The following is a 25,874-nucleotide window of genomic DNA, read 5'->3' as shown; positions in this document are numbered from 1 at the left end:
CGGGGATTGATTCACGCGCTCTGAGGGCTCAGCGCCGGCGCCGGCGCTGCATGGGCCGCTTCGCCCCGCGCAGCTTGCCCATCGCGGCCGCGCTCGCCACCGCGCCGCTCCCGAGCGAGCCCCTCGACCCGGCGGCGCGCGCCGGCAGCCCGAGCTGCAGGTCCTTCAGCGCCTGCACCCGGTCGCGCAGCTGCGCCGCCTTCTCGAACTCGAGCGCGCGGGCGGCGTCCTGCATCTCCCGATCGAGCGCCGCGACGATCTCGGGGAGCTGCTCGGGCCGGTACTCCGCGCCCTCCTCGGCCGCGAGCGGCACGGTGACGTAGTCCGCCTCGACCACCGCCATCCCGAGGTCGCTGATGTTCCGCTTCACCGTGGTGGGCGTGATCCCGTGCTCGGCGTTGTAGCGCTCCTGGATCTCGCGGCGCCGCGTGGTCTCGTCGATGGCCTGGCGCATCGAGGCGGTGATCGCGTCGGCGTAGAGCAGCACCCGGCCGTTCACGTTGCGCGCGGCGCGCCCGATGGTCTGGATGAGCGACACCGAGGAGCGCAGGAAGCCCTCCTTGTCCGCGTCCAGCACCGCCACCAGCGAGACCTCGGGGATGTCGAGCCCCTCGCGCAGCAGGTTGATGCCGATGAGCACGTCGAACTCGCCGCGGCGCAGGTCGCGGATGACCGCGCTCCGCTCGAGGGTGTCGATGTCCGAGTGCAGGTAGCGGCAGCGCACGCCCACGTCGGTGAAGTACTCGGTGAGGTCCTCGGCCATGCGCTTGGTGAGCGTGGTCACGAGCACCCGCTCCCCCGCCTCGGCGCGCTTGCGCACCTCGCCGAGCAGGTCGTCCACCTGCGAGCCCACCGGGCGGACCTCGATCTGCGGGTCCACCAGGCCGGTGGGGCGGATGAGCTGCTCCACCACCACGCCCTGCGCCTTCTCCAGCTCGTAGGCGGCGGGCGTGGCCGACACGTAGACGGCCTGCCGGACCAGCGCCTCGAACTCCTCGAACTTGAGCGGCCGGTTGTCGAGCGCCGACGGGAGCCGGAACCCGAACTCGACCAGCGTCTCCTTGCGCGAGCGGTCGCCCCGGTACATCGACCCGATCTGCGGGACGGTCTGGTGCGACTCGTCGATGACGAGCAGGAAGTCGTCCGGGAAGTAGTCGAGGAGGCACGGCGGCGGGTCGCCCGCCTTCCGTCCGGAGAGCCAGCGCGAGTAGTTCTCGATGCCGGGGCAGAAGCCCATCTGCTCCAGCATCTCGAGGTCGAACATCGTCCGCTGCTCGAGCCGCTGCGCCTCCACCAGCTTGTTCGCCGCCTTCAGCTCGCCGAGCCGCTCGCGCAGCTCCTCCCGGACGCCGGAGATGGCGCGCGCCCGGACGTCCGGCGCCGAGACGTAGTGGCTGTTCGGGAAGATCGCGACCTTGTCCAGCTCGGCGAGCGTGACGCCGCGGAGCGGGTCGAACTCGTGGATGGACTCGACCACGTCGCCGAAGAACTCGATGCGGACGGCGCGGTCCTCCTCGTACGGCGGGAACACCTCGATGGTGTCGCCGCGCACCCGGAACGTGCCGCGGTGGAAGTCGAGGTCGTTCCGCTCGTACTGGATGTCGATGAGCGAGCGGATGAAGCGGTCGCGCAGGAACTCCTGCCCGCGCTCGAGCCGCTGCAGGAGCCCGTGGTACGCCTCGGCGGTGCCGAGGCCGTAGATGCAGGACACCGAGGCCACGATGAGCACGTCGTTCCGGGTGAGCAGCGCGTGCGTCGCCGCGTGCCGCATCCGGTCGATCTCGTCGTTGATGGACGAGTCCTTCTCGATGTAGGTGTCGGTCGAGGGGACGTACGCCTCGGGCTGGTAGTAGTCGTAGTAGCTGACGAAGTAGTGCACCGCGGCGGTCGGGAAGAGCTCCTTGAACTCCGCGTAGAGCTGGGCCGCCAGCGTCTTGTTGTGGGCGATGACGAGCGTCGGGCGCTTCACCTGGGCGACCACGTTCGCGACCGTGAAGGTCTTCCCGGAGCCGGTGACGCCGAGCAGCACCTGGTGGCGCTCGCCGCGGCGCAGGCCGTCGGTCAGCTCGGTGATGGCCCGGGGCTGGTCGCCGGTGGGCTGGTACGCGCTCTGGAGATCGAAGGGCACCGCGGGAATCTAACAGCCCTCCCCGACGGGTTCAGCGGCCGCTTGCCGCGCGCTCCGCGCCCCCCTTTCCCTTCCCACCCAGAGTAATCTGGAGCCCCGTTCCGGGAGGCCCCCATGCACCCCCTCGCCCGCACCGTCCGCGCCGTCCCCCTGGCCCTCGCGCTCGCGCTCGCAGCCTGCAACGGGGGCACGAAGAAGTCGTGCCCGGCCGGCCAGACCGACTGCGGCGGCACCTGCGTGGACCTCCAGTCGAGCACGATCCACTGCGGCGCCTGCCTCCACGCGTGCGCGGCGGGGGCGGCCTGCACCGCCGGCGCGTGCGCCTGCCCGGCCGGGCAGATCCCCTGCGCCGGGCGGTGCGTGGACCCGGCCACCGACGCGGCGAACTGCGGCGCCTGCGGCCACGCCTGCGGCCCCGGCACCTGCGCCGGGGGCGCCTGCGCCTGCGCGGCGGGGGCGACCGCGTGCCCCGGCGCGAAGCCGGAGTGCGTGGACCTCCAGGTGAACCCGGCCCACTGCGGCGCCTGCGACGTGGCGTGCGGGCAGCCGGCGCCGGACTGCGCGGCCGGGAGCTGCACCTGCAGCCCGCCGCGGACCGCCTGCGGCGCGGTCTGCACCGACCTCCGCATCGACGCCACGAACTGCGGCGCCTGCGGGACGGTCTGCCCGCTCACGAACGACGTGTGCCTGGGCGGGGCCTGCCAGTGCCCGGACGCCCTGCCCGACGTCTGCCCGGTGACCGGCTCGCCGCAGACGTGCGTGAGCCTGGCGCTGGACGAGAGGAACTGCGGCACGTGCGGCCACGCCTGCGCCGCCGGCCAGACCTGCGTGGACGGGACCTGCGCGTGCCCGGCCGGCAAGGTCGTGTGCGGGACCGGGAGCGCCGCGGTCTGCACCGACCTCCTGACCGACGCGGCGAACTGCGGCACCTGCGGGACCGCCTGCGCGCCCGGGACCGCCTGCACCGGCGGCCGCTGCCTGTGCCCGGCCGGCGCGCCGCTCGCGTGCGGCGGGGCCTGCTGCCCGGGCACCGGCTGCTGCGAGTCCGGCACCGCCTGCCAGACCCCCCACGAGAACGGCTTCGGCCAGACGTACTACGACTGCGGCGCCCTCGACGAGCACACCCAGGCCCAGGCCGTCCTCGCGGCCCTGGCCTGGAGCGCCACGGGCACGACCTACGACGGGAACACGGTCTGCGGCACGTTCTGCCTGTGCCGGGAGACGGGCACCCAGGCGGCGGTCTGGTGCTACGCCGGCAGCCCGATGAAGGGGCTCGCGACCGTCAGCAACGTCGGGTCCTGCGCGATCGCCGCCTGTCCCTTCGCGGGCGGGGTGGCCTGGCACTAGCCGGGCCCGGTCCCCCTGGAACCTGCTCGACTTTTCACCACCCTGCGGCTACGTTACAGGGGTCCCACGCCTCTGGCGCGGCTCGGGGCCGACGGGAAGTGCATCCCGGACGAACACGGAAAGAAGTGTGCAGATGGCGAGTGGTACTGTGAAGTGGTTCAATGATGCGAAGGGCTTCGGCTTCATCTCCCAGGACGGCGGCGGCGAGGACGTGTTCGTCCACCACACCGCGATCGTTGCCGAGGGCTTCCGCAGCCTGCAGGAAGGGCAGCGGGTGGAGTTCGAGGTGAAGAAGGGCCCCAAGGGGCTGCAGGCCGCGAACGTCCGGGCGGCGTAGCCGCCGGGCGGAGTCGCACGTCGTGGGGGCCCGGCCGCTCGGCCGGGCCTTCGCGCTTTAGGCCCCCAACCTCGAAGGAGCGCACACCATGGCCTTCCACCCCGGAGCGACCAAGCGGCAGAAGGAAGCGGCGCGGCGAGACAAGCAGCGCCACAAGGAAGAGAAGAAGGAGCAGCGCAAGCGCGAGAAGGCGACCCGCGAGTCGAACCCGCTCGCGCCCGGCGAGGATCCGGACATCGCCGGCATCATCCCCGGGCCGCAGCCGCCGCTCGAGGACTGAGGGCGCGCGCCGTCGCGGCGCGTCCCGCCCCTACTCCACCTTCCACGTCGTGCCCTGCGGCCCGTCCATCAGGACGACGCCGCGGGCCAGGAGCCGTCGCGGACGGCGTCGGAGCGCGCGAAGTCCTTCGCCGCCCGCGCCGCCGCGCGCTCCGCGATCAGCCGCTCCACCTCGGCCCCGTCGATGCCCCGCCGCGCCGCCGCCCGGTCGCGGATGGCGGAGAGCGCCTGCGCCGCCGGGCGGCCCAGGATCCCGAGCACCGCGCCCACGGCGCGCGCGCCGCGCGCGAACGCGGCCAGCCGCGCCTTCTCCTCGGGCGACCTCTTGCCCTTGCGGTCGGCGAGGGCGTTCGCCTCGGTGAACGCCTCGGCCACGATGCCCAGCACCTGCGGCGTGTTGAAGTCGTCGTCGAGCGCGGCGCGCGCCCGCTCCACGAACGCCGGCTCCGCGCCCGGCTCCACGCCCGCGCCCAGCCGCTCGGCCTTCTCCACCGTCTCGTAGAGCGCGGCCAGCCGGCGCTCGGCCTCGGCCAGCACCTGGTCGGAGAAGTTGAAGTCGCGGCGGTAGTGCGTGCCGAGCAGGAAGAAGCGCAGCGCCTCGCCGTCGAAGCGCGCCAGCACGTCGCGGATGGTGAAGAAGTTGCCGAGCGACTTCGACATCTTCTCGTCGTCGATCTGGACGAAGCCGTTGTGCATCCAGTACCGCGCGAAGTCCTCGGCGTGCAGGCCGTCGCTGGTGGCGGCCACCGACTGCGCGATCTCGTTGGTGTGGTGCGGGAACACGAGATCCTTGCCGCCGGCGTGCAGGTCGATGGGCGCGCCCAGGTGCTTCTGCGTCATGGCCGAGCACTCGATGTGCCAGCCCGGCCGGCCCTTGCCCCAGGGCGAGTCCCAGGCCGGCTCGCCCGGCTTGGCCGCCTTCCACAGCGCGAAGTCGAGCGGGTCGCGCTTGGCCTCGCCCGGCTCCACCCGCGCCCCGGCGATGAGGTCGTCCAGGTTGCGCTTCGAGAGCCGCCCGTACTCGGGGAACTTGCGGACCGCGTAGTAGACGTCGCCGTTCCCGGGGGCGTAGGCGAAGCCCCGCTCCACCAGGCGCGCGATGAGCGCGACGATCTCCGGGATGTGGCCGGACACCCGCGGCTCGACGTCCGGGCGCAGGTTCCCGAGCGCGTCCATGTCCTCGTGGAACGCGTCGGCGAAGCGGGCCGCGAGCGCGATGGGATCCTCGCCGCGCTCGTTGGCGCGCTGGATGATCTTGTCGTCCACGTCGGTGAAGTTGCGGACGAACCGCACCTCGAGGCCGCGGGCGCGCAGGTGGCGGACCACCACGTCCCAGACCACGTAGCAGCGGGCGTGGCCGAGGTGCGAGTAGTCGTAGACGGTGGGCCCGCACACGTAGAGCCGCAGCTTGCCCGGCTCGAGGGGGACCAGCTCGCGCTTCTGCGCGGTCAGGGTGTCGTGGACCTGGATGCTCATCTCTGTCGTGTCCCGTTCGTCGGCGGGGATCCGGCTCAGCCGGCCGCGCGCACCAGCAGGGCGATCGCGTGCGCGGCGACGCCCTCCTCGCGGCCGACGAAGCCCATGCCCTCGCCGGTGGTGGCCTTCACGTTGACCTGGGCCGGGGAGATCCCGAGCGCCCCGGCCAGCCGCGCGCGCATCTCCTCGGCGCGCGGCGCGATCTTCGGCCGCTTCGCGGCCAGCGTCACGTCGCAGTTGCCCACCCGCCAGCCGCGCTCGGCCGCCTTCGCGGCGATCTCGCGGAGCAGCGCCAGCGAGGAGACGCCCTTCCAGCGCGGGTCGGTGTCGGGGAAGTGCCGGCCCAGGTCGCCGAGCCCGGCCGCGCCCAGGATGGCGTCGCCGATGGCGTGCGCGCAGACGTCGGCGTCGGAGTGGCCGAGCAGCCCGTCGCCCTCGAACTCCACGCCCCCGAGCACGAGCCGGCGGCCCGGCGCGAAGCGGTGGGTGTCGTAGCCGACGCCCGTCGCGACCGGCGCCTCGAGCAGCGCGCGGGCCCGGCGCACGTCGTCCGGCCCGGTGATCTTGAAGTTCCCGGCCTCGCCCGGCACCAGCGTGACCGGGGCCCCGGCCGCCTCGACCAGCGCGCACTCGTCGGTCGCCGCGGAGGCGGACGGCCCGGCCGCGGCGTAGGCCTGCTCGAGCACCGCGCGGCGGAAGCCCTGCGGCGTCTGCGCCAGCCACACGGTGCGGCGGTCCAGCGTCTCGACGACGCGCGGCACCTCGGCGCCGGCGTCGGCGCGCTTGACCGTGTCGGTGGCCGGGAGCGCCGCCAGCGCCGCGCCGTCGCGCGCGGCGGCCTCGGCCACCCGCCCCGCCAGCGCCGCGCTCGCGAACGGCCGGGCGGCGTCGTGCACGAGCACCACCGCGCCGTCCGCGGCGGCGAGCCCGTTCCGCACCGAGTCGGCCCGCGCCGCGCCGCCGGTCACGGCGCGCACCGGCTTCCCCAGCCCGGCCAGCTCCGCCTCGCCGCGCGCCTCGTCGCCGGGCGGCACCACCACCACGAGCCCGTCCACGGCGTCGCAGGCCGCGAGCACCCGCGCCGAGCGGCGCAGCACCGTCTCGCCGCCCAGCACCAGCCACTGCTTGGCGACGCCGGCCCGCTGCCCCGAGCCGCCCGCCGCCAGGATCCCGATCACGCGCTCGCCGCGGATCACCTCGTCGCCTCCTCGCGGCGCGCGCGCCGCCCGTCCCCGCGGCGCCGGCTGGCACCGCCCCTGCTACCGCCCGGACGCGTGCCGCACCCGGGCCCAGACGTCAAGCGATCCGCGCCGAGACGCGACCGCCGCGCGGACTTCCGTCCGTGCGGCGGCCCCGGGTCCCGCGGAGGGGGATCAACAGTTGAAGATCTTCTTCAGGTCGTCCTCGACGTCCTGCTCGTCGCACGCCTTGGCGATGGCGAGCTCCTTGATGAGCAGCGAGCGCGCCGTGTCGAGCATCTTCCGCTCGCCGAACGAGAGGTCCTTGTCCGACCGGAGCAGGTAGAGGTCGCGGAGCACCTCGGCGATCTCGAACACGCTGCCGGTCTTGATCTTGTCCATGTACTCCCGGTAGCGGCGGTTCCAGGTGGTGGAGTCCACCGAGACCTCCTTCTCCCGGAGGATCCCGTAGACCCGGCGGACGTCCTTCTCCCCGATGATCTCCCGCAGGCCGACGGAGCCGACCTTGTTCATGGGGATCATGATCTTCATCCCGTTCTCCAGGATGCGGAGCACGTAGAAGGACTGCCGCTGCCCGGCGACCTCCTTGTGCTCGATGCCCATGACCTCGCCGACCCCCTGCCCGGGGTAGACGGCCTTGTCCCCGACCTTGAAATTCGGGGCGACCTGAGTAGCCTGCGTTGCGGACATTCCTTCCTCCGCTCCACCGCCGGTGCCGATGGCCGACCGGACGGGTCGACTACGGGGCGGGAGCTTAGTCGCGGGAGACTACCACAGCTCCCCGACACGGTCAATAACACTCGAAATTTCGAGCATATTCGCGACGCCCTCCCTGGGACGGCCGCCTGCGTCATGGGGCGTGCGCAGGCCGCGGAGGCGCCCCGGTGACGCGCCGCCCGCTGCTCCTGCCGGCCCTCGGCCTGGCGCTGGGCGTGGGCCTGGGGCTGGAGGGCGCCGCCGTGCCGCCCGCCGCGCTGGGCGCCCTGCCGCTCGCGCTCCTCCCCCGCCTCGCGCCGCTCGCCTTCGGGGCGGCCGGCTGGCTGGCCGCCGCCTCGGCGCGCGTCCCGCCGGCCGCTCCCCCCGGCGGCGCGGTGCAGGTGCGCGGCCGCGTGGTGGGCGCGCCCGACCGCCTGGAGGACCGGATCCGCTTCCCGGTCCGCACCGCGAGCGGCGCGCTCCTGGAGGCGTGGGCGGAGCCCACCCCGTGGCCGCTCGCGCTGGGCGACGAGGTCGTGTTCCGGGCCACGCTCCGGGCGCCGCCCGGGCGCCGCAACCCGGGCGGCCGCGACCCCGGCGCCCGCCTGCGGGCCGGCGGCGCGGCGCTCGTGGCGGTCGCGGAGGGGCCGGTGGCCCGGACCGCGGCGCCCGCGGCCGCCTCGCGGCTCGAGCGCGCCCGCGACCGGCTCGCCGAGGCGGCCGGGCGGTGGCTCCCGCCGGAGCAGGCCGCGCTGGTGCGCGCCATCGGCACCGGCGACCGCGCCGCGCTCGAGCCCGACGCGTCGGCCTCGTTCGCGCGGAGCGGCCTCGCGCACGTGCTGGCGGTGTCCGGCTTCCACCTGGTGGTGGTGGCGTTCGGGCTGGAGCGGCTGCTGCGGGCGCTGCTCCTGCGCGCCGACGCGCTGGCGGGCCGCGCCGATCCCCGGCGCCTCGCCGCCGCCCTCACCCTCCCCTGCGCGCTCCTGTACGCGCTCGCCACCGGCGCCGGGGCGCCGGTGCTCCGGGCCGCGCTCGCCGCGGCGGTGATCCTCGCGGGCGCGCTGCTCGACCGGGCGCCCGACCCGCTCAACTCGCTCGCGCTCGCGGCGCTCGCGATCCTGGCGGTGGAGCCGGCCGCGCTGCTCGACGCCTCGTTCCAGCTCTCCTTCGCCGCGGTGGCCGGCCTCGCCCTGTGGGCGACCCCGCTCCGGCGCGCGATCCCGGCCCCCGCCCCGCCCCCGGCACGTGGCGCGCGCGGCTCCTCGAGCCGTTCCTGTCCGGCGCGGCCGCGACCGTCGCCGCGACGATCGCCACCGCCCCGGTGCTCGCATTCCACTTCCGCCAACTCCCGCTGCTCGGGGTGGCGGCGAACGTGGCGGCCATCCCGCTCGGCGCCGCGCTCACCGCGCTGGCGGCCCTCGCCGCGGTGGCGGCGGCGGCCTCGCCGCTCGCGGCGGCGCCGTTCCTGCTCGTGGCCGGCCCGCTCGCCGCGGCGCTGCGGGCCGTCTCGGACGCCGCCGCCGCGCCGCGCTGGGGCGCGGTGGGGCTCGCCTCGCCGGGCGGGTGGGCGGCCGCGGCGGCCACCGCGCTCGTCCTCGGCGTGCCGGCGCTGCCCCGGCGCCTCCGCCTCGGCGCGGCCACCCTCGCCGCGGGGCTGCTGCTCCTGCCCGGCCCGCTCCGCGCGGCGGCCGCCCGCGCGCGCGGCGGCCTGGAGGTGATCTTCGTGTCGGTGGGCCAGGGCGACGCGGCGCTGCTCCGGCTGCCGGACGGGAGCGCGGTGCTGGTGGACGGCGGCGGCGCCGCCGGCGGCGGGCCGGATCCGGGCGCCCGGGACCTCGTGCCGCTGCTGCGCGACCTCGGCGTGCGCCGGCTCGAGGCGGTGTTCGTGTCCCACCCGCACCCGGACCACGTGCTCGGGCTGGAGGCGGTGGCGCGCGCCTTCCCGATCGCCCGCGCGTACTCGAACGGCGACCGCGGCGACGGCCCGGCGCGCGAGGTGCTCGCGGCGCTGGCGCCGGTCGCGCTCGCGCCGGGCGAGGCCTGGGAGCGCGCCGGGGTCCGCTTCGAGGCGCTGGGCGGCGACCGGACGCCGTTCGCCGCGAACGACGCCTCGCTCGTGCTGCGCGCCACCTACGGCGCGACCGCGTTCCTGTTCCCGGGCGACGTCGAGGCGGCCGGCGAGGCGGCGGCCGTGGCGCGCGGCGGGCTCCGCGCCGAGGTGGTGAAGATCCCGCACCACGGCTCGCGCACCTCCTCCACCGAGCCGTTCGTGCGCGCGGTCCGGGCCCGCTGGGCGGTGGCGTGCCTGGGCGCGCACAACCGCTTCGGCTTCCCGCACCCGGAGCCGCTGGCCCGCTGGGCGGCCGCGGGCGCCGAGGTGCTGCGCACGGACGAGGGCGCCGTCCGCTTCCTGTCCGACGGCCGGGCGGTCCGGCGCGTGGAGGCCGGCTCCGTGCTGGACGCCCTGGCCACCTGGCGGGAGCAGCCCTAGCTTCCGCGCATGAGCATCGAGGACATCGACCTGGCGGCGCTCGCCGAGCGCATCCAGCGCCACATCCCGAGCACCGAGCCGCCGGTCGGCTACCTGCGCGGCCGGAGCTACTTCCGCGACGTGGTCGCGAGCGAGCTGGGGTGCTCCGACCTCGAGGCCGAGGAGCTGGTGGACACGCTCGAGATGAACGGGTACCTCCGCTTCGAGGGCGACCCGTCGGCGCGCTCCCGCGCCGAGAGCCGCTGGACGGTGGTCCCCGCCGGCCGCTGAGCCGAGGCCCCGGCGCGGCCCCGGCGCGGCCCCCGCGCGGCCACGATGTCCGCGCCGCGGACCCCGGGCGCGCCGCCGCCGCGCGCGATGCCGCCGCGGCTCGCGATCTCCCGGCGCCGCCCGGCTGGCACGCGGCGTGGAACCCCGCCGCGCATGCGCCACACGGTCCACGCCCGCGCCCCGGGCCTCGACGACGCGGCGGCGATCCTCGTCGCGGCCGCGGTCTCGGCGGGCGGCTCGCAGGCGGACGGGATCGTCCTCTCCGGCCTCCCCCCGGCCGCCCTGCGGCTGCTCCCCTGCGACGCCGGCGTGGTGGTGGAGCCCGCGGTGGCGGGGGCGCGCGTGGGCGGGCACCCCGTCCCGCCCGGCGGCCGCCGGCTGCTCCGGCCCGGCGAGCGCGCCACGCTCCTGGGCGCGGAGCTCGCGCTGGCGCCGCCGGGGCCCGGCGCCGGATCGCCCGCCGACGGGGGGACGCGCACCTGCGCGGCCGGGATCCTGCGCGCCGGGGCGGCAGGCGGGCCCGCGCCGTCGAGGCCGCACCTGCTCGTGCTCGACGGCGCCGCGGCCGGCGCGCGCCTGCCCCTCGGCCCCGACCAGACCCTCGGCCGGAGCCGCCGCGCCGACCTCCGGCTGCCGGACGCGCAGGCGTCGCGCCTCCACGCGCGCGTCCGGGTCCGCGGCGGCGCGATCACGGTGGAGGACCTGGGGGCGAAGAACGGCCTGCGGGTGAACGGGGTCGCGGTGGAGCGCGGCCCGCGCGCGCTCGCCCCCGGCGACGAGCTGGAGGTGGGCGGCTGCGCGCTCGCGCTGGTGGTGCCGGCGGCCGCGCCGGCCGCGCCCGCCCCTGCCGCGATCGCCTCCGCGCCGGCCCGCCCGGCGGCGCGCCCCCGGCGCCCGCGCGTGCCCCGGCGGCTGGCGGCGCTGCTGCTGGCGCTCTCTGCGCTCGCGCTCGCGGCGGCCGGGTCCTGAGGCGGCGCTCGGCGGCACTAGCGGCGCTGGAGCTGCGCGCGCTCCAGCAGCAACTCGAACAGCTCGCGGTGGCGCGCGAACAGGCTGGTGAACTGCACCAGGCCGCGGCGGGTGAACACGGCGTACACCCTCCCCGCCAGCCCGTCCTGCACCACGATCTCGACGATCTCGTCGAAGCGCACGGGACGGATGCGGAGCGGCGTCGCGGCCACGATGCCGTCCGGCGTCACCGCGATCCAGGTCTTCCGGTAGACGAACGTGAACGCCAGGAAGAACGCCACGAACGCGCCGGCGGAGAGCACCGAGCGCGCCTCCGAGCCCGGGGCCGCCAGGAGCACGACCAGCACGCCGGCCCAGAGCGCGGCCGCGGCGGCGACCGCGATCCGGAGCGGCAGGCGGGTCCGGTAGGTCCGCGCCGCCTCCATGCCTCAAGTGTACGGCCGCGCGCGGAGCCAGGCCATCCCACCCGGCGCGCCGCCGGGCCGCCCGGGAGAGGTGCCCCCGGACGCCCCGCCGCGCCCGCGCGGAACCCCGCGGAACGCCGCGTGAACGTCCGTTCGCGCGCCCTCAGAGCGCGTGAATCAATCCCCGGACCGAGCCAGGCGGTCGAGACGCGAGCAGCGCGAGGCGCGACGACCGAGCATGCCCCGAGGCATGTGAGGGAGGAGCAACGACGCGATGCGACGCGGATCGGCCGCCGCGGCGACGGGAGGGGATGGGTTCTCGTGCTCTCAGGGCTGGGTCGCCGGGGCGCCGGCCGGCGCCGGCTCCGGCGCAGGCGCCGCGGTCGCAGCGGCGGGCACGGCGGCCGGCGGGGCGCCGCCGGCCTCCACCGCGAGGCGGCGCGCGTCGGCGCTCGACGGATCGAGGGCCAGCGCCTGCTCGGCCTGCGCGAGCGCCTGCTCCGGGTAGCGCAGCGCCAGGTACGCGCGGCCCAGCTTCACCCGCGCCGGCGCGCTGCCCGGGTCGAGGTAGACCGCGTCCTGGTACGCGAACAGCGCCGCGCGGTACTCACCCGCCGTGAACGCACGGTCCCCCTGCGCGAGCTTCGCCACCGCGCCGGCGTTCGGCGGCGGCGGCTCCAGCCCCGCGCCGGCGCCCGGCGCCTCGGCGGCCGCGCGGGCCGCCGCGAGCGCGGCGCGGGCCGCCTCCACGTCGGACGCCGGCGCGCCGCCGGCCTCCGCCAGCCGCAGCTCGGCCTCGCGGGCGCGGACGGCGCCGGCGAGGTCCCCGGCGTCGCGCAGCGCCTCGGCGAGCCCGCGCCAGGCGGCGGGATCGTCCGGGCGGAGCGCGGTGCAGCGGCGCCCCGCCTCCGCGGCCCGGCCGGCCTCGCCCGCGCGGCGCGCCGCGACGGCCAGCCCGCACCACGCCGGCGCCAGCTCGGGCGACAGGCGCGCCGCCACCGTGAACGCCTCGGCGGCCTCGGCGGCCGCGCCGGCGGCCAGGAGGAGCTCGCCCATGGCCGCGCGCGGCTCGGCCCACTCGGGCGCGGCGCGCACCGCCTGGCGGTAGGCCTCGAGCGCGCCGGCGGCGTCGCCCAGCCGGCGGCGGGCCGCGCCCTGCGCGTCGAGCGCCGCCGCGTGCGCCGACGGCTCGGCGGCGCGCGCGGGCAGCCCGGCGAGGAGCGCGGCCAGCGGGAGGAGGAGGAGTCGGCGCATGCGAGCCGGGCGCCCGCGGCCTGAGCCGGGGCGCCCGCCTGCGGGCGGCGCTCAGCGCGCCAGGAACGGGTTCTCGACCAGGATGGTCTCGCCGCGGTCGGCGCCGACGGAGCAGCCGACGACCTTCACGCCGGCGAGCTCCTCGACCCGCTTCACGTACGCGCGTGCGCGCGGCGGCAGGTCGTCCCAGGTGCGCAGGTGCTCGAGCTTCTCGGTCCAGCCGGGCAGCTCCTCGTACACCGGCGTGCAGCGCTCGATGACCTCGGGGTCGCTCGGCATCTCGTCGAGGACCTTGCCGTCGAGCCGGTACCCGACCGCGATCTTCACCGTCTCGAAGCCGGTGAGGACGTCGAGCTTGGTCATGGCGATGCCGGAGAGCCCGTTCACGCGCACCGCGTAGCGGAGCGCGAGCGCGTCCAGCCAGCCGGTGCGGCGCGGGCGGCCGGTGGTGGCGCCGTACTCGCCGCCGATCTTGCGCAGCCGCTCGCCGGTCTCGTCCTTCAGCTCGGTGGGGTACGGGCCGCCGCCCACGCGCGTGGAGTAGGCCTTGGAGATGCCGAGCACGTAGTCCACCGCGGTGGGCCCGAGGCCGCACCCGACCACCGCGTTCCCGGCCACCGTGTTGGAGCTGGTGACGAACGGGTACGTGCCGTGGTCCACGTCGAGCATGGTGCCCTGGGCGCCCTCGAACAGGAGCGACTTGCCCTGCTGCAGCGCGCGGTGCAGCCAGATGGACACGTCGGTGGCGTAGCCGGCCACGCGGCGGCCCAGCTCGGCGTAGCGCTTCACCAGCGCCGGCTCGTCGAGCTCGAGCTTCGCGCCCAGGCGCGCCAGCTCCTCGCGGGCGAGCGCGGCGCGCTCCTTCACCTTGCGGGCGAGGCGCGCCTCGTCGAGCAGGTCGCGGATGCGCAGCCCGCGGCGGGCCACCTTGTCCTCGTAGGTCGGCCCGATGCCGCGGCCGGTGGTGCCGATCTTGCCCTCGCCCATGGCCTGCTCGCGCGCCACGTCGATGGCCTTGTGCCACGGCATGATCACGTGGGCGTCGAGCGAGACGACGAGCTGGCCGTCGTCCTTCAGCGCGCCCTTCGCCTTCAGCCGGTCGATCTCGAGGACCAGCACCTCGGGATCGATCACCACGCCGTTCCCGATGACGCAGGACTTCCCGGGGTGGAGGATGCCGGAGGGGATGAGGTGGAGGACGGTCTTCTCGCCCCCGACCACCAGCGTGTGCCCGGCGTTGTTCCCGCCCTGGAACCGCACCACCACGTCGGCGTACTGGGTCAGCAGATCGACGATCTTGCCCTTGCCCTCGTCGCCCCACTGGGCTCCGACGACGACCACGTTCGGCATGTTTGGCTCTCCCTGTCGGCGGGCCCACCCGGACGCGGGACGGCTGCCGTCCCGCGCCGCGCACGCGCACCCGTGGACCGGGCGCGGGCGGGACGCGCAGGTGCGACACCTTACCAGCCGCCTCCCGGATCCGCTAGCGCGGACGTGCGCCCGCGCGACCGCCGCGGGCGGACGCGCGCCGCGGCCGGACGCCGCGGCCCCGGCCGTTCGCGCGCTCCAGCGCCTGGGTGGCGAACTCCAGGTCCACCGCGAAGCCGATGGCCGGCCCCGGCCGCCCGAAGCGGGCGAGCAGCCCGTCGTAGCGGCCGCCCCGCGCCACCGCGGCGCCCGCGCCCGGCGCGTAGCCGGCGAAGGTGATGCCGGTGTAGTAGCCGAGGCCGCGCGCCTCGCCGAGGTCCACCGCCACCTCGCGGACGCCGCGCCGCCGCGCGATGCGCAGCGCCGCCTCGGTCTCGGCGAGCGGCGCCGCCGCCTCGGGGACGGCGCGGGCGATGGCGCGCGCCCGGTCGAGCGCGCCGTCGCCGAACAGGCCGGCGAGCTGCGGCACCGCCTCGCGCGCCTCGCCGCTGCCGCGGCCCTTCGCCGCGGCCGCGCCGAGCGCGGCCCGGTCCTTGCGCGAGAGCGCCTCCCACGCCGCCGCCCGGAGGCGCTCCGGCAGCCGCGCCGCCTCCATCACCGCCTCGGCGAAGCGCGCGTGCCCGACCTCGACGCGCGGCGCCTTCAGGCCCACCCGCTCCAGCGACCGCGCCAGCAGCACCAGGGCCTCGGCGTCCGCGGAGGGGCCGCCCGCGCCGAGCAGCTCGACGCCGGCCTGGTAGACCTCGCGCGGCCGGCCCGCCCGCGCCTCGCGCGCCCGGAGCACCGGGCCGTCGTAGCAGAGCCGCGCCGGCGACGGCAGCGCGTCCGGGCGCGCCGCGTACAGCCGGGCGATCTGCGGGGTGATGTCCGGCCGGATGGCGACCACCTCGCCCGAGCCCGGCTCCACGAACTTCATCACGTCGGCGAGCGCCGCGGGCGAGAGCCCCCGCTCCACCACGTCGAGCCGCTCCAGCGTGGGCAGGAACACGCGCCGGTAGCCGAAGCGGGAGAACACGTCGTGGAGCTTGGAGGACAGCTCCGCCAGGTGCGCCGAGTGGTCCGGCAGCAGGTCGCGGAGGCCGGACGGGAGCGAGAGGTCGAGCATCGCGCGCCCGACTCTATTCGCTCCCGCCCGGGTTGCGAAGCGATCAGTGGTGGTACGGATCCGACGGCGGCGCGCCCGGGATCTCGGTCCGCGGATCGCGGCCGGCGGGCGGGACGCGCGTGCCCGCGCCGTACGCGCCGCCCGCGCCCAGGCCGGCGGGGTGCTCGGCGCCGGCGCCCACGTCGTGGGTGCGGTGCACCGCGATGCGCCAGCCCAGCCCGCGCCCGCGTCCCTGCGCGCGCCGCCGCGCCACCGCCGCGCCCGCGAACGCGCCGAGCAGCCCGCACAGCGCCGCCATGGCCCCGCCGCCCGCCGCCGCGGCGGCCGCCGCGCCGGCCTGGTCCGCCGCCTGCTCGGTCCGCGCCGGGCCCGGCTGCGTCCGGCCGATCCCCATCTGCCGCATCACGCCGGCGTTGCCGCTCGCCGACGCGCCGGCCGCCATCGCGCCGGTGGCGAGCGTGCCGGCCAGGAACACGGCGCCCGCCAGCAGGCCGATGCACCACACCATCACGCCGTGCAGGTTGGAGCCCGCCTCGTCCTCGCGGCCCGCCATGCGGACCGCCAGCCAGGCGCCCAGCAGCGTCGCGACGAACGGGGTGAGGAGCGCCCAGATGGCCGCCCCCGCCCCCAGCGCGCCGGAGTCCGCCGGCTGCGCGGCGAAGCCGATCGCGCCGCCCAGGAGCCCCATCACCACGTGCACCGCGAGCGCCAGCAGGACGCCCGAGATCACCGCTCCCCAGGACAGGCGCGGGAGGCTCCCCTCGCGTCGCTCCTGGATCTCCGTCGAAGCCATGTCATCCCTCCCGGCGGGGAAGAACCCGCCCCGGTCGGAACATGGGGACCGGGACGGGCGGGCGGAAGCCGGGAAGGCGCGGGCGCGGCTACAGGTGGATGGAGCGGACCGCCCGGACGTGCGGCAGCCTGCGCACCTGCTCCAGCACCCCGGGGGCGGGCGCCGAGTCCACGTTCAGGAAGGCGAACGCGCGCGAGTGGTCGTCGAGCCGCGACAGCGAGATGCGCGCGATGTTCACCCCGGCCGCGCCGAGCGCGGTGCCGAGGTTGCCGACCACGCCGGGCGCGTCGTCGTTCTCGCACAGGATGACGTGGCCCTCCGGCACCGCCTCCAGGCGGAAGCCGTCCACGCGCACGAGGCGGGCCTCGCGCTTGCCGTACACGGTGCCCGCGACCTGCGCCTCCCCGCCCTGCCCGCGCACCGTCACCGTGACCAGGCTGGCGTAGTCGTGCGGCTCGGCGGAGCGGACCTCGCGCACCGCGATCCCGCGCTCCTTCGCGACGGCCGGGGCGCTCACGTCGTTCACCGGCGTCTCGAGGTGGTGGCGCAGGAAGCCCGCCAGCGTGCGCGCGGCGAGCGGGCGGATGGGCACGGCGGCCAGCTCGCCGGCGACCTCCACCGTGACCTCGCTCGGCCCCTGCGGCGCGAGCTGCGCCGCGAGCGACCCGAGCTTCTCGCAGAGCGGGAGGAACGGCGCGAGCTGGTCCATGATCTCCCGCGGCAGGCCCGGCACGTTCACCGCGTTCTTCACCACGCCGTGGTTCAGGTAGGCGGCGAGCTGCTCCGCCACCGCCACCGCCACCGCCGACTGCGCCTCCTCGGTGGAGGCGCCGATGTGCGGCGTGGCCACGAACCCGTCCAGCCCGAACAGCGGGTGGTCGGCCGGGGGCGGCTCCTGCTCGAACACGTCCAGCGCCGCGCCGCCCAGGTGCCCGGACGCGAGCGCGTCCGCGAGCGCGCGCTCGTCCACGATCCCGCCGCGGGCGCAGTTCACCAGGAGCGCGCCCTTCTTCATGCGGGCGAGCACCTTCGCGTCCACCAGGTTGCGGGTCTGCTCGGTGAGCGGGACGTGCAGCGAGACCACGTCGGCCTGCGCCCACAGCGCGTCCAGCTCGACGCGCTCGACGCCCAGCTTGGCGGCCGCCTCGGCGGAGATGAACGGGTCGTAGGCGACGACGCGCATCTTCATGGCGAGCGCGCGGTCCACCAGCACCGAGCCGATGTTCCCGATGCCGACCACGCCCAGCGTCTTGCCGGCGAGCTCGTGCCCCTGGAACCGCTTCTTCTCCCACTTGCCGGCCTTCACGCTGGCCGTGGCGGCCGGCACGTGGCGGGAGAGCGCCAGGATCATCGAGAGCGCGAGCTCGGCGACGGTGATCGACGAGCCGCCCGGCGTGTTCATCACCACCACGCCGCGGCGGGTGGCGGCGTCGAGGTCCACGTTGTCCACGCCCACGCCGGCGCGCCCGATGACGCGGAGCCGCGAGGCCTTCTCGAGCAGCTTCGCGGTCACCTTGGTCGCGCTGCGCACCGCGAGCGCGTCGTAGTCGCCGATGATGGCCTCGAGCGCGTCGGGCTTGAGGCCGACCTTCACGTCCACCTCGAGGCCGGCCTGCTTCAGGACGGCCACGGCCTCCGGGGAAAGGTCGTCGGACACGAGGACACGGGCTGCCATCGATCTCCTCCCGCCCGGGCTAGGGGGTCGCACGCGGGCGTTCACGTTGTCGGTCGAGCTGCGGGGGAGGAGGGACCTAGTGGCCGGCAACGGGCGCGTCAACGCGTCTTGACCCCCATCAAGAGAGATACCCCGCCGGGAAATGACGTGGTCCCGGCGGGCTCGCGCGCACGCCCGGGCGCGGCCGTCGCGGCGCGGCCGTCGCGGCGGGGGCGGCGCTGCGGGCGCTAGCGGCGCCGCAGCCCGGAGAGCACGTTGTCCACCGCCTGCTGCTTCACGCGGTCGATCTCGGCCTCGCTGCCGGCGGGCACGATCCCGACCACCATCGCCGAGACCGCCAGCTCGAGGGCGCCGAGCAGCCCCGCCGCGGCGATGAGCGGGTCCGCGTCGGCGCGCAGCTCGCCGCGCGCCTGCCCCTGGCGCACCACGCCCGCGACCAGCTCCACCGCCTTCTCGAACGTCTCGCGGGTCGAGCCGGCGCGGAGCCCCTGGGGCGTGCGCGTGACCTCCAGGATCAGCACCCGCACCGCGGCCGGCGCGGTCTTGTAGACGTCGAACACGAACGAGAAGATCCCGGCGAGCTTCTCCTCCGCGCTCCCCGGGCCCGCGTCGATGGCCGCGAGCGCGTTCATGAAGATGGTCCACTGCTCGGCGAACACGCTCTCCAGCAGCTCGTCCTTGTTCCGGAAGTAGTGGTAGACGAGGCCGTAGGCGACCTCGGCGGCGCGGGCCACGTCGGCGATCCGGCAGCCGTGGTAGCCGCGCTCCGCGAACACGCGGACGGCGGCGTGCAGGATGGCGCGGCGCTTCTCGGGCTCGGCTCGGCCGGCGGCGCCCGCGGAGGGCGCCGGCCGCGTTCTCGCTCGGCTCACCCGCTGATTCTTCGGTCGATCGCGGCCGCCCGGCAACCGCCGAATCCGCGCGGCGGGCGATTTACCCTCCCGGGATCGCCCGGACGCGCACGCAAGGTGAAGCCGGGCCGGCCCTCGGCCCCCGGCGCCTCAACGCACCGCGGCGCGCTCGCCCGCCCGGGAGAGATCGATGGCGGCCGAGTACGACGTCTCGCCGCAGTCGTTCACCCGGACCACGAGGCGTGCGAGGAAGCAGCGGCACGGCGAGTTCCAGGTGACGCTCCCGGCGTGCTGCTGCACCTGCCCGGCGTCCACCCGGCGGGTCCCGGCGCCGCTGCAGCGCGCGACCTCGATCGGACGCACCGTGAAGAGCGCGTCGTAGCCGAGGGTGGCGCCGCCGAGCACGCCCCGGAAGCCGGCCGAGCCCTGCGCCGAGGCGTCGATGGCCGCCGGGCGGAGGTCGAACAGCGCGTCCACCCCGGCCATGAGCTGGCCGGAGGCGCCCGGCCCCACCGCCACCAGCCCGGCGCGCACCAGGTCCCCGCGCCGGTCCGCGGCGGTGATCGAGCCGTGCAGCTCGGTGAAGTGGTCGAGCCAGGACGGGAACCTCGGCTCGGGCGAGGGCACCGCCCGCCCCTGGAACGCGAGCACGCGCCCGGACACGTCGGCGGTGATGGGGCCGCGGTGCGCCGCGGCCGAGAAGAACGTCTCCCCGGTGGCGCCGCGGACCAGGTCGAAGTCCTGGCCGAGCTGGAGGCGCAGGCTGCCGCCGGGCCCGTCGAGGCGGCTCTCCACCGAGGCCCGGAGCTGGCGGAAGGCGCCGTCGGACGCCGCGGTCAGCGAGCCGGCGGGCTGGCCCGCGGGCTGCGCGGCGGACACCGGCCCGCGCTGCACGTCGTCGCCGACGCGGTCCCAGGCGTCGTACGCCCGCAGGGGCAGCGACCCGTCCTCCGACCCGAACGCCGGCGTGCCCGCGCGCAGCTCCAGCCGCGGCACGATCCGGTGGAGCAGCGCGCCGTAGCGGCGCGAGACCTCGGAGGACAGCGCCGCGCCGCCGAGGCCCCAGGCCACCACCGCCGGCGAGCGCCCGGTGTCGAAGCGGTAGCCGAGCGCGGCGCCGCGGGCGTACGGCGTCACGGTCAGCGCGGACCCGAGCCGGAGCGGGGCCGAGAGCTCGGCGCGCGCGTCGAGCCGGCTCACGCCCTCGCGCGAGGTGGTGACGAAGCCGCGGGCGGCGCCCGGGTCGCCGGCGGTGAAGGTGGCGCCGGAGTCGCCGTTCACGGTGGCGTAGCGCGAGAGGCCGAGCCGGCCGGAGACCTGGAACGGCCCGAGCGCCTCCGGGAGCAGCGTCGCCGCCAGGCCGGGCCAGCGGTGGAACGCGGGCAGGTCGGCGCCGAACGTGCCGTAGGCGGGGCGCGCGCCGGTGGCGTCCGGGTACCAGCCCGACGGCGTGAGCGGCTGGTGGTACGCGGCGCCGCCCTCCACCACCAGCGCGTCGCCGGCGAACGACGCGAGCAGCGCCGAGCGGCGGTAGTAGGCGCTGCGCAGCAGCACGTCGCCGGTGGCGTCGCGGAACCAGACCGGGTCGCTCGCGAGCGCCACGTCGGCGCGCAGCCGGCCGGACGCGCCCAGCCGCTGGCCGTGCGTGCCGAGGATCCCGAGCCGGCCGCCGCCCCCGCCGCCCGGCTCGCGGTCCTGGTCGTCGATCCCGTGCAGCTCGATCTCCCCGGCCGCGTCCTCGGCGGGCGCCCAGCGCAGCTCGAGCTTCAGCCCGGCGCCGCGCACCGCGGGCTGCCCGGCGGCCACGTCGGCGCGGGCGCGGCCGAACAGGTACTCGGGGGTGACCGTCGCGTCCGCGCTGCGGCCCAGCGTCACGAACACCGGCAGCGCCACCCCGAAGCCGGTCGCGCCGGTGGAGGCCACCGTGGGGAAGAGCAGGCCGGTCTGCCGCTCGCCGAGCGGGAGGAACAGCCAGGGCAGGATCATCACCGGCACCGGCCGGTCCACGAACAGGAAGCGCGGGGTGACGTAGAGGACCGGCCAGGACAGGGTGGCGTGGTGCCCCGGCTCGACCTCGGCGCGCCGGGCGCGCAGCTCCCACGACGGCGCGCCGCCGCCGCAGTCGCACAGCGTCAGGCGCGCGTCGCCCAGGCGCAGGTGGCCGGAGCGCTCGCCCTCGAGCGTCGCGCCGGTGAACGTGGCGCGGTTCCGCCCCCGCCGGCGCGCGTCCTCGATGGCGGTGGCGTCGCCCATCGCCACCGGCCCGTCCTTGAGGAAGGCCACCACGTGCTCGGCCTTGAAGCCGCCGTCCATCACGGCCCGCAGGCCGTCGGCCGCCACGGCCCGGGTCGCGTCGGTGAGCAGCACGTCGCCGATCGCGTCCACCTCGCCGGTGGACGGGTCGTACGAGGCGCTGCGGGCGCGCAGCGTCACCAGCCCGCGCCGCAGCACCACCCCGCCCTCGAGCTGGTACCGGCCGGTGTGGCCCGGTACGTGACCGTGCCGGCCTCGACCGTCAGGTCCTCGGGGGTGGCGGCGGCGGACGGCGGGGCGGACAGGGCGAGCAGCCCTGCCGCGGCGACTGCAGCGAGCGCGATCACGGGCGCGGGGCCTGGCGCCTACTGCGCCGGCGCCGCGGCCGTCTCGGCCGTGGCGGCGTCCGCCGCCGGCGCGGGCTCGGCCGGCGCGTCCGCCTCGGCGGCCTGCGCCGACGGGGCCGCGGCGGCGCCGGGGCGCTCGAAGTCGATGGCCAGCGCGTCGCCCTCGATGCGCTGCTGGTACGGCACCCGCTCGCGCAGCTTGATGTCGAGGACGTAGCTCGTGCCGTGGCGCGACGGGGTGACCAGCGCGACCGCCGACTTGAAGAAGGACGTGTCGAGGAAGCGCAGGTCGTTGCGCCGGTCCGCGCGCGTGTTCTCCAGCTCGACGCGGATGACGTCCGGGCCCACGTCCTGGATGGTGAAGCGCGGCGGGACCGTCGTGCGGATGTACACGCGCGACGCGCCGGGGAGCTGCTTGAACCCGACCTCCCGGACGTGCGCCGCGGGCGCGAGGCCCTCCGGCTGCGCGGCCGCGGGCGCGGCGACGGGCGCCTCGGCCACCGGGGCCGCCGCGACCGGCTCGGGGTTCGGCTCGGCCGCCGGCGCGGCCGGGACCGCGGCGGGGACGGCCGGCTCGGCCGCGGGGGCGACGGGCTCGGCCGGGGCCGCCGCGACCTGCGCCTTCGCCGCCTCGGCGCGGGCAGCCGCCTCGACCGCGGCGCGCTCCTCCGCCTTCGCCTGCGCGGCGGCGCGGGCCTCCGCCTCGGCGCGCGCGCTCGCGTCCGCCTCCGCCTGGGCCTTCGCGGCCGCCTCGGCGCGGGCGCTCGCCTCCTGCGCCGCGCGCGCGTCCGCGGCGGCCTGCTCCGCGGCCCGGGCCTCGGCCTCGGCGCGCGCCTTCGCGTCCGCCTCGGCCTGCGCCTTCGCGCCGGCGTCCGGGGCGCCCCCCACCGCCACGGCCACGGCCTCCGCCACGCTGGGCGCCGCGGCCGGCGCGGCCGCGGGGGCCGGCGCCGGGGCCTTCGCCACCGCCGCGCCGGGCACCGAGGGCTTCTCCACCTTCACCAGCAGCGTGCCGCCCGACTCCTCCAGCACCGGCGGCGCCACCTCCACCTCGAACGCCACCATCACGCGCGCGATCGAGGTCGCATCGGAGCCGTAGGAGAGGTTCTTCACCAGCTTGACGGTGCCGTCGCCGACGCGGATGTCCTCCGGCACGCCCTCGAAGCGCGACTCGGAGAAGTCGATCACGAAGCGCGGCGGATCGGCCATCGAGAAGGTGGTGAAGCTCGGCTTGCGCGAGCCCTTCACCGCCAGCACGACCGTGGATCCCGCGTCGCGCACCTCCACCCCGGAGATGACGTTCAGGTCCACCGCCCGCGCTCGGGGGGCGGACGCGGCGGCGAGGGCGATCGCGAGGAGGAGGCGAAGACGCATGAGGGGGCTCCGCAAAAAGGTCGGCGCGAGGATAGCACGCGACCCGATCGCCCCGAAGAATTCCCCAGGATTTGCAGTCCGATATCCACCTACCCCGGCACAGGAGCGCCGAGGAGCGCGCGGGCCTCGCCGACCAGGTAGAGCGAGCCCGCCACGCCCACCACCCCGCCCTCGCCGGCGGCGGCCCGCGCGCAGGCGATCGCCTCCGCGAGCCCGCCGTGCACGTCGGCGGCGACGCCGTGCGCCTCCGCCAGGGCGCGCAGCTCGGCGGCCGGGCGCGCCCGCGGGCTCGGCGGCGTGACGAGGTGCAGCCGGCGCACCGCCGGCGCCAGCGCCGCCAGCATGCCGGCGTGGTCCTTGTCGGCGAGCACGCCGAACACGAGCTCCACCGGGCGGCCCGGGTGGAGCGCCGGCAGCGCGGCGGCGAGCGCCGCGGCGCCCTGCGGGTTGTGCGCGCCGTCGAGCAGCACGCCGCCCAGCTCCTCCAGCCGCCCCGGCCAGCGCGCCCCGGCGATGCCGCGCGCGATGGCGTCCTCCGGCACGGCCACGCCCGCGCCCGCCAGCGCGCGGAGCGCCGCGGCGGCGAGCGCCGCGTTCGCGCGCTGGTGCGGCCCGCGCAGCGCCACCGGCCCGTCCCAGGCCTCGCCGGCCACCACGAACGGCGCCCCCCGCCGCGCCGCCTCGGCGCGCAGCACCTCCAGCGCGCCGGCCGGCTGGGCCGCGTGCACCACCGCCGGCACGCCCGGCTTGAAGATGCCGGCCTTCTCGAACGCCACCCGCTCGACGGTGTCGCCGAGGAGCTGGGTGTGGTCGAGGCCGATGCGGGCGATGGCGGTGACCGCGGGGCGGATGGCGTTGGTGGCGTCGAAGCGGCCGCCCAGGCCGACCTCGATCACCGCGGCGTCCACCCGCTCCGCGGCGAGGTGCAGCAGGCCGGCGAGCGTGGCGACCTCGAAGTACGTGAGCCGGTCGCCCTCCCCGCCCGCCTCGTGCCAGGGGCAGGCGCGCCGCACCGCCTCCAGGGTCGCGGCGAGCGCGGCGTCGGAGATCTCCACCCCGTCCACCTGGATGCGCTCGTTGAACCGGACCAGGTGCGGCGAGGTGTAGAGGCCGGTGCGGAGGCCGGCCTCGCGCAGCGCCGCGGCGGCCATGGCGCAGGTCGAGCCCTTGCCGTTCGTGCCGCCCACGTGCAGCACGCGGTAGCCGCGCTCGGGGTGGCCGAGCGCGTCGAGCGCGCGCTCCATGCGCTCCAGGCCGAAGCGCATGGCGAGCGGCTGGAGCGAGGAGAGGTAGGCGTGGGGATCGAGGGGCTTCACCGGCGGTGCTCCGGGCGGGCGCGGCCGCCCCGGCGTGCTGCGCTCAGCCCACCAGCGACAGGAGCTGGCGGAGCTTCTCGCGCATCTCCAGGCGCGGCACGATCGCGTCGACCATGCCGTGCTCGAGCAGGAACTCGCTGCGCTGGAAGCCGGGCGGCAGCTTCTCGCGGATGGTCTGCTCGATGACGCGCGGGCCGGCGAAGCCGATGAGCGCCTTGGGCTCGGCGATCACCACGTCGCCCAGCCAGGCGAAGCTCGCCGCCACGCCGCCGGTGGTGGGGTGCAGCATCACCGACACGTACGGCTTGCGCACCGAGCGGAAGCGGTGCAGCGCCGCCGAGGTCTTCGCCATCTGCATGAGGGAGAAGATGCCCTCCTGCATGCGCGCGCCGCCGGTGGAGCTGAACACGATGGCGGGGATGCGGCGCTCGTAGGCGCGGTCGAACACCCGGGCGACCTTCTCGCCCACCACCGAGCCCATCGAGCCGCCCATGAACTCGAACGCGAAGGAGCCGAGCGACACCGGCTGCCCGCCGATGGCGCCCACGCCGGAGATGAACGCGTCGCGCAGGCCCGAGGCCTTGAAGGTGGACCTGAGCCGGTCGCGGTACTTCTTCGAGTCGGAGAAGCCGAGCGGGTCCTGCGGCGTGAGCTCCGCGTCCAGCTCCTGGAACGTGCCCGGGTCGAGCACCAGGTCGAAGCGGCGCCGCACCGGCAGGGCGTCGTGGATGCCGCAGGACGGGCAGACGTTCCAGCTCCGCTCGTACTCGGCGCGCGGCACCACCTCGCCGCAGGCGTCGCACTTGTACCAGATGCCCTCGCCCTTCGCGGCGGGCGCGGGCGGCGCGACGGGGGTGGACTCCTTCGACTTCAGCTTCTTCTGCTTGGAGAACCAGGCCATGTGCTTTCCAGTCTAGGGCGCCAGGGCGCCCCGGGCGCCGGGGACGCGCCCCGTCACGCGATGCCCCCGAACTGCGCCTTCACCTGCAGGAACTCGAGGAAGTGGCGGAGCTTCGAGACGTCCGGCACCAGGAAGCCGTCCGGGCGGACGGCGACGATCTTCGCCTTCACCAGCTTGGAGAGCGCCTCGTCGGCCACCTCCGGCCGGACGCCCACCCGCCCGGCCAGCTCGCGCGGCGCCACCTCTATCTGGTGGCCGGCGGGCCCGCGCGACGCCTTCTCCGCCGCGGTGACGAGGAAGTGCACCACCCGGGACGAGGCGTCCTGGAAGAGCAGGTTCGCGATCTGCTCCTCCGCCTCCTGCAGCCGGTCCGCCAGCTTCTTGACCAGCCGCACGGCGATCTCGGCGTTGCCCCGGATCATCGCCTCGAAGGTCGGGGCGTCGATGACCAGCAGCCGGGCGTCGTCCGCGCAGGTGGCGGTGGCCGAGCGCGGCCGGTTGTTCAGGATCGACATCTCGCCCAGGAAGTCGCCCGGCCCCATGGACGCCAGGATCTTCTCGACCCCGCCGGCGGTGGTCGAGAGGGTCACCCGCCCCTGCTGCACCACGAACATCTCGCGGCCCGGCTCGCCCTCGCGGAACAGGACGGTCCCTCGCGGGAACTCCCTGCCGAAGCGCTGGAGGAGCTGATCGTCTGGCATGGGGTCGGGCGGCCGGCCGGCGCCGCCTCGCGTCGAGGCCGGGGTGCCGGGAGCCGAACGGCGGTCCTAGCCGACCTCGCGGAGGGCTGTCAACGAATCGCCCCCCGCCGCCGGGCGACACGTCGCGTCAGGGCGGCGGCCCCGCGCCGCCCGGTTTCTTGCGACGTCGGAGTGCTCGGGTACGATGTGGGTGTCACCCTCAGAGAACCCGGGAACCTCGATGCGCCTGTCGGTCCTCGTCCTCGCCGCCGCCCTGCTGGTCGCCGTCGCGTTCTGAAGC

The 25,874-nt window shown here is 76.6% G+C and carries 22 protein-coding genes and 3 pseudogenes; 8 read left to right on the top strand and 17 right to left on the bottom strand.

Going from position 1 to position 25,874, the window contains the following annotated elements:
* Positions 1–28: 28 nt before the first annotated feature.
* On the bottom strand, positions 29–2,128 hold the full coding sequence (gene uvrB / locus ACOQFB_RS08230; protein ID WP_421610218.1) for an excinuclease ABC subunit UvrB: 2,100 nt from the start codon (positions 2,126–2,128) through the stop codon (positions 29–31).
* A 114-nt stretch (positions 2,129–2,242) separates the two neighbouring features.
* Between uvrB and ACOQFB_RS08225 the strand changes: the two genes are divergently transcribed.
* The 3 genes from ACOQFB_RS08225 (at position 2,243) to ACOQFB_RS08215 (ending at position 4,092) form a co-directional block, all read left to right on the top strand.
* Positions 2,243–3,475: an MXAN_6577-like cysteine-rich protein gene (locus tag ACOQFB_RS08225; protein ID WP_421610219.1), complete on the top strand. Its 1,233-nt coding sequence runs from the start codon at positions 2,243–2,245 to the stop codon at positions 3,473–3,475.
* Positions 3,476–3,608: 133 nt separating this feature from the next.
* Positions 3,609–3,812, top strand: coding sequence for a cold-shock protein (locus ACOQFB_RS08220; RefSeq protein ID WP_059436988.1), 204 nt, complete (start codon positions 3,609–3,611; stop codon positions 3,810–3,812).
* A gap of 88 nt (positions 3,813–3,900) precedes the next feature.
* The gene (locus tag ACOQFB_RS08215) at positions 3,901–4,092 is read left to right on the top strand and encodes a hypothetical protein (RefSeq protein WP_059436987.1); all 192 of its coding nucleotides are present in this window, start codon (positions 3,901–3,903) and stop codon (positions 4,090–4,092) included.
* 30 nt (positions 4,093–4,122) lie between these two features.
* Here ACOQFB_RS08215 and cysS read toward each other — a convergent pair.
* The 3 genes and pseudogenes from cysS to ACOQFB_RS08200 form a co-directional block, all read right to left on the bottom strand.
* A pseudogene (gene cysS / locus ACOQFB_RS08210) lies at positions 4,123–5,567 on the bottom strand (cysteine--tRNA ligase).
* Positions 5,568–5,602: 35 nt separating this feature from the next.
* Complete coding sequence (gene ispD, locus ACOQFB_RS08205; protein ID WP_059436985.1) at positions 5,603–6,763, bottom strand: 2-C-methyl-D-erythritol 4-phosphate cytidylyltransferase; 1,161 nt, start codon at positions 6,761–6,763, stop codon at positions 5,603–5,605.
* Between the two features lie 177 nt (positions 6,764–6,940).
* Positions 6,941–7,456, bottom strand: a complete 516-nt coding sequence (locus tag ACOQFB_RS08200) for a CarD family transcriptional regulator (protein WP_011420328.1) — start codon at positions 7,454–7,456, stop codon at positions 6,941–6,943.
* A gap of 194 nt (positions 7,457–7,650) precedes the next feature.
* Here ACOQFB_RS08200 and ACOQFB_RS08195 point away from each other — a divergent pair.
* From ACOQFB_RS08195 to ACOQFB_RS08175, 5 genes and pseudogenes are all read left to right on the top strand, one after another.
* Positions 7,651–8,634 (top strand): annotated as a pseudogene (locus ACOQFB_RS08195) (ComEC/Rec2 family competence protein); the annotation flags it as partial.
* Positions 8,635–8,654: 20 nt separating this feature from the next.
* Positions 8,655–9,005 (top strand): annotated as a pseudogene (locus tag ACOQFB_RS08190) (ComEC/Rec2 family competence protein); the annotation flags it as partial.
* 57 nt (positions 9,006–9,062) lie between these two features.
* Complete coding sequence (locus ACOQFB_RS08185) at positions 9,063–9,953, top strand: MBL fold metallo-hydrolase (RefSeq protein WP_494492575.1); 891 nt, start codon at positions 9,063–9,065, stop codon at positions 9,951–9,953.
* Positions 9,954–9,962: 9 nt separating this feature from the next.
* Positions 9,963–10,223, top strand: a complete 261-nt coding sequence (locus ACOQFB_RS08180; protein ID WP_421610221.1) for a hypothetical protein — start codon at positions 9,963–9,965, stop codon at positions 10,221–10,223.
* A 153-nt stretch (positions 10,224–10,376) separates the two neighbouring features.
* The gene (locus ACOQFB_RS08175) at positions 10,377–11,192 is read left to right on the top strand and encodes an FHA domain-containing protein (protein WP_421610222.1); all 816 of its coding nucleotides are present in this window, start codon (positions 10,377–10,379) and stop codon (positions 11,190–11,192) included.
* Between the two features lie 17 nt (positions 11,193–11,209).
* Here ACOQFB_RS08175 and ACOQFB_RS08170 read toward each other — a convergent pair whose 3' ends face one another.
* The 13 genes from ACOQFB_RS08170 to ACOQFB_RS08110 all read right to left on the bottom strand — a co-directional run bounded on the left by ACOQFB_RS08170 (position 11,210) and on the right by ACOQFB_RS08110 (position 25,594).
* Positions 11,210–11,617 carry a hypothetical protein gene (locus ACOQFB_RS08170; RefSeq protein WP_421610223.1) on the bottom strand — a complete coding sequence of 136 codons (408 nt, stop codon included), beginning with the start codon at positions 11,615–11,617 and terminating at the stop codon, positions 11,210–11,212.
* 306 nt (positions 11,618–11,923) lie between these two features.
* Entirely contained in the window at positions 11,924–12,850 is a 927-nt protein-coding gene (locus ACOQFB_RS08165) for a hypothetical protein (RefSeq protein ID WP_421610224.1), read from the bottom strand.
* Between the two features lie 51 nt (positions 12,851–12,901).
* The gene (locus ACOQFB_RS08160) at positions 12,902–14,200 is read right to left on the bottom strand and encodes an adenylosuccinate synthase (protein ID WP_059439585.1); all 1,299 of its coding nucleotides are present in this window, start codon (positions 14,198–14,200) and stop codon (positions 12,902–12,904) included.
* Positions 14,201–14,333: 133 nt separating this feature from the next.
* A complete protein-coding gene (gene hisZ / locus ACOQFB_RS08155; RefSeq protein WP_059439586.1) occupies positions 14,334–15,383 on the bottom strand; it encodes an ATP phosphoribosyltransferase regulatory subunit in 1,050 nt (349 codons plus the stop codon).
* A 43-nt stretch (positions 15,384–15,426) separates the two neighbouring features.
* Positions 15,427–16,176, bottom strand: a complete 750-nt coding sequence (locus ACOQFB_RS08150) for a cell division FtsX domain-containing protein (protein ID WP_421610225.1) — start codon at positions 16,174–16,176, stop codon at positions 15,427–15,429.
* A gap of 88 nt (positions 16,177–16,264) precedes the next feature.
* Complete coding sequence (serA, locus tag ACOQFB_RS08145; RefSeq protein ID WP_421610226.1) at positions 16,265–17,851, bottom strand: phosphoglycerate dehydrogenase; 1,587 nt, start codon at positions 17,849–17,851, stop codon at positions 16,265–16,267.
* A gap of 227 nt (positions 17,852–18,078) precedes the next feature.
* Positions 18,079–18,723, bottom strand: coding sequence for a TetR/AcrR family transcriptional regulator (locus tag ACOQFB_RS08140; protein ID WP_421610227.1), 645 nt, complete (start codon positions 18,721–18,723; stop codon positions 18,079–18,081).
* 129 nt (positions 18,724–18,852) lie between these two features.
* Positions 18,853–21,156, bottom strand: a complete 2,304-nt coding sequence (locus tag ACOQFB_RS08135; protein WP_494492528.1) for an LPS-assembly protein LptD — start codon at positions 21,154–21,156, stop codon at positions 18,853–18,855.
* A complete protein-coding gene (locus ACOQFB_RS08130) occupies positions 21,132–21,302 on the bottom strand; it encodes a hypothetical protein (RefSeq protein ID WP_494492527.1) in 171 nt (56 codons plus the stop codon). Before ACOQFB_RS08130 ends, ACOQFB_RS08135 begins: the two co-directional genes overlap by 25 nt.
* 18 nt (positions 21,303–21,320) lie before the next feature.
* Positions 21,321–22,676, bottom strand: coding sequence for a hypothetical protein (locus tag ACOQFB_RS08125; protein ID WP_421610229.1), 1,356 nt, complete (start codon positions 22,674–22,676; stop codon positions 21,321–21,323).
* Between the two features lie 89 nt (positions 22,677–22,765).
* Positions 22,766–23,992 (bottom strand): bifunctional folylpolyglutamate synthase/dihydrofolate synthase, encoded by a 1,227-nt coding sequence (locus ACOQFB_RS08120; RefSeq protein ID WP_059439191.1) that lies wholly within the window; start codon positions 23,990–23,992, stop codon positions 22,766–22,768.
* 43 nt (positions 23,993–24,035) lie between these two features.
* Positions 24,036–24,893, bottom strand: a complete 858-nt coding sequence (gene accD / locus ACOQFB_RS08115) for an acetyl-CoA carboxylase, carboxyltransferase subunit beta (RefSeq protein ID WP_059439192.1) — start codon at positions 24,891–24,893, stop codon at positions 24,036–24,038.
* Between the two features lie 53 nt (positions 24,894–24,946).
* Complete coding sequence (locus ACOQFB_RS08110; RefSeq protein ID WP_059439193.1) at positions 24,947–25,594, bottom strand: Crp/Fnr family transcriptional regulator; 648 nt, start codon at positions 25,592–25,594, stop codon at positions 24,947–24,949.
* Positions 25,595–25,874 lie beyond the last annotated feature (280 nt).

The sequence above is a fragment of the Anaeromyxobacter sp. Red801 genome, from assembly GCF_049201065.2.
Taxonomy (GTDB): domain Bacteria; phylum Myxococcota; class Myxococcia; order Myxococcales; family Anaeromyxobacteraceae; genus Anaeromyxobacter.
This window is presented reverse-complemented; position numbering and strand designations above follow the sequence as displayed.